The following is a 2,023-nucleotide window of genomic DNA, read 5'->3' as shown; positions in this document are numbered from 1 at the left end:
GCATGTCCTTGGACGGCATGCCCTTGGACGCGTCGGAACCGTTGGACGTGCCGAAGGAGCCGAAGGCCCCGAGAGGCTCGAAGGCCTCGGACGCCGACGACCGCGAGGCGCCGGGATGGTCGACGTCCACCCCGCCCTCGGCGAGCCCGACGCGTCCGATCCGGTCCAGCAGGAACAACGTCACCGGCGCGTTCTCCAGCAGCAGCCGCAGCTGGTGACGGACGGTTACCTCCTGCGTGATGTCCTGGAACTGGACGAGATAGTGGGGCTCCCGGTCGGGGCGCTCCCGCAGGAGCGCGATGATGACCAGGGTGTGGACCACCGAGCCGTCCGGGCGGACGAACCGGGTCACGTCCTGGTGGCCGCCGGGAGGGCCGGGGGCGTGGGGTGACGCGTTGTCCGGCCATCGCGTCCGGTCGTCCGGGTGGATCAGGGCGTCCCAGGTCGTGCGGAGGAGCTCCGCCTCGCCACGGCCGAGGATCCGGCATGCGGCCGTGTTCACCCGCCGCACCAGATGATCGGCCGTACCGACAAGCGCTATCCCGATCTGCAGCCGGTCGAACAGATCGAGGCGGTCCCCCTCCGGTTCCACCGGTTCCTCACCTACTCACCAGTGTCTGTCTCACCCGTGTCCTGTCGCACCCGTGTCGGTCTCGACGGCCTCGGCCTGGTCGAGCCGGCCTGGTCGAGCCGATCGGTATCCGGGGGAAAGACCGAACACCCTTCCGGTAACAGGAAAGTTAACTGTACTTGATTGGTAGCCTGATGTGACGAGTGTGACGTGAACGTGATCGCCTGGGTCGTTATAGTGATCATCTATCTGATGCGCGACCGCCTACCGGGCGCGATGGCTCCACCGGTCGGCCGTGGACGGTCATGACCAGCCGGGGCGGCCGCCTCCGGCCGGGAATCGATCGCTGCCAGCCGGGTCACGCCCACCGCATGCTCGGCATGCTCGGTTGTGTTGCGCTTGTGTTACCTGGTCGTCCGGACGCCGGTTCGCACGGCTGAAGACCCACCCGGTGGGCCTAGGGCGCCGATCAGGTAACTATAAGTATCCTCCCGCACGGTGGCACGCTTCGATTGACGCCAGCCACCGGAGAAGATCGGCGCGAGTTTGTCGTTGTGTACGCTTTTGCGGACAAAAAGCGTACACAACGACAAACTCGCCTGGATCATGTCCTGTGCGGGTGGTCGTGGATGGGATCTGCGCTGCTTGACCGGCGCTCTGGTGGGTGGCAGCGGGCTGGCCGGCTGGCGGGCTGACGGCGCTGGGCGGCCGTCAGCGGGTCCGCGCGGCACCGAGTACGGGCTGGTCCGGGCAGCCGCTCAGAATTTTGATCATTGCTTCTCGCTCGGCCATCTCCATCCACAGGCCGTAGCGGGCCTTCACTCCGATCTGTCGGGCCACGTACCGGCAGCGGTACCCCCGGTTCGGGGGCAGCCACCGCGCGGCGTCGTCGTCGCTTTTCTCCTGGTTCGTCGGGCCGTTGACGGCGAGCAGGTTCTCCGGGTCGTTGGCGAACGCCAGCCGCTTGTCCGGCGACCAGAAGGCGGCCCCGGTCCGCCAGGCGTCCGCCAGCGCCACCACATGGTCGATCTGGATGGCACTCGCGGACCGTGAACGGTCGAAGCGGACGATCCGGTTGGTGTACGGATCCCTCAGCTCGCCGGTCAGCACGATGCACAAGTTCCGTCCCACGGTCACCAGCGTCAGGTCGCGGTGCAGGATGTCGTTGCGCGTGTCGCAGCCGTTGTTGTCAACGTCCGACCAGGCGGAGCCGAACTCGTCCCGCCGGTATGGCGGTGATGTTGTGGCCGGGTGCACCGGGACCGACTGGAGGGTGGCAACGGCGGTCCCGACGGTGACGACCTGGCCGCGCCCGCCCGCCCCGGCCGTCCCGCCGGTGCCCGTGGGGGATCCCGTGTCGTCGAGCGTCCCGCAGCCGGTCAGGGCGAGAAACACGCTGAGGCAGAGCGCGACAGCCGTCGGCAGGACCCGCGCCCGGCCGTCGGCGGGAAC

General features: G+C 68.3%; 2 protein-coding genes. Both read right to left on the bottom strand.

Annotation, left to right across the window (positions count from 1 at the left end):
* Window positions 1–592, bottom strand: a 592-nt coding sequence (locus AC5LUJ_RS23405) for a PAS domain S-box protein (protein ID WP_493465790.1), incomplete at its 3' end; no start/stop codon positions are given.
* Window positions 593–1,282: 690 nt separating this feature from the next.
* Window positions 1,283–2,023 (bottom strand): HNH endonuclease family protein (locus tag AC5LUJ_RS23400; protein WP_493465789.1); only part of this gene is annotated, 741 nt, incomplete at its 5' end.

The organism is Protofrankia sp. CiP1_Cm_nod3 (assembly GCF_982290655.1).
Note: the sequence above shows the minus strand (reverse complement) of the source record. Positions and strands in the feature narration are given on the sequence as shown.